The following is a 1,480-nucleotide window of genomic DNA, read 5'->3' on the forward strand; positions in this document are numbered from 1 at the left end:
GGATCCTCGCCGGGCTGAGCTCGGCAAGAGTGCCCGGGTCCAGATCGATCAGACGCAGCCCGAGGGTACGGGGCCTGCCGTCCGCTGTATTGATGACGACCGTCCCGCCCAGGATGTCGCCCGGCGCGACCCGCCCGCCGTCAACGCTGATGTCGGCGGTGACCGGCGGCGGCCCCTTGGTGATCCGGGTGGTGAACGGTCGCTCGTCGCCGACGACACCGATCCCGTCGATGCGCCCGACGAACGTGAGATCACCGGTGGCGGTGGTCGGAACAGTGACCCGACCGGCGAACTCGCCGTCGTTCGCCCGCCGGTCGGAGCCCTTGCCGTCGTCGGCGACCGGAACGCTCTGGAGCGGCATTCCGTCCCCGGAGACCTCTGCGCGGACCGTGAGCTTGCGCAGTTCGGCCGGGTCGGTGACCGCGTCGGCGCGGGTCTGCAGCCGCACCCGCACGTCGACGGTCTGACCGGGTTGCGGGGCAGGCGGGGTGACCGCGATCGAGGAGCGGATGCGACCCTGCCAGATCGCCGAGGCCGCAACCGTCGATGTGGGCACGCCCGCGGGTGCGATCAGCCGCACCTTCCAGGTACCCGGGCGTGGGTCGCGGATGTGCAGCGACTCGGCCGCCGCGTTCTCAGTTGTCGCCTGGAGCACCGAACCGTCGAAGTTCTGGCTCTGGCGCGGTACCTCCACCCCGCGCGGGTCGAAATAGGTGACCCTGACCTTGTCACTGCCCTTCAACACCACGATGGACCCGTCGGTGCTGATGGGCGGGATGTCGACAGCCAGGTCAACTGACGCTCCGCCGGTGAGGGTGCCCTGGTCGAAAGCGGAGACGCCGGCGCACCGGGCCGACGCGAACGCCTGCAGCAATGCCTTGCCCACATCGCTGGATGACGTGTAGATGTTCGTCCGCGGCCTGGCGTCGACCGAACGGTTACAGGTCCCCTGAAAGCCGCCGGTGGCGTAGCCGTCGAGCGAGGCCATGTCGACGTTGCCGAAGCCGATCGGCCAGATCTGCACCTTGCCGTCACGGGCTTCATTGATCTTCTCGACCAACTGCCGCTGTCCTTCAGCGTTACGCGTGGTGACGTCCGGACCGTACTGGGGACTCCCTGAGACGTCGAGCCGTCCATCGGTCAACAAGAAGATCATTTTAGGACGATTGAGGGCATCGGGCGCGGCCAGGATGTCGAGGGCCTGGGCAAGCGCGGCTACGTGATCGGTGTTGTTACCTTCCTCGGCGGTTCGCCGGTGCAGCGTGCCGATACACCGGAGCAACTCCTGCTGATCACCCAGCTGGTTGACGGTCGTCAAGGGGCATACCGGGTTGACCGCGCTCTGGCCCACTCTGCCCTCGGAGCTACCGAAGCCCAGGACCGCTACCTGGGACTGCGGGGAGACGTCCGCGACGGCGATGACCGAGGCGGCGTTGCGTTCGTTGACGACGTCCTGGTCGGAGAGACTTCCGGACTCGTC

Annotated in this window: 1 protein-coding gene; it reads right to left on the reverse strand. The window is 67.8% G+C overall.

Annotated features, from left to right (window positions below):
* Window positions 1–1,480: VWA domain-containing protein (locus tag U9980_RS27800; protein ID WP_322770642.1), on the reverse strand; the 1,480-nt coding region annotated here is incomplete at both ends.

The organism is Protofrankia sp. Cr1 (genome assembly GCF_963555865.1).
GTDB lineage: Bacteria > Actinomycetota > Actinomycetes > Frankiales > Frankiaceae > Protofrankia.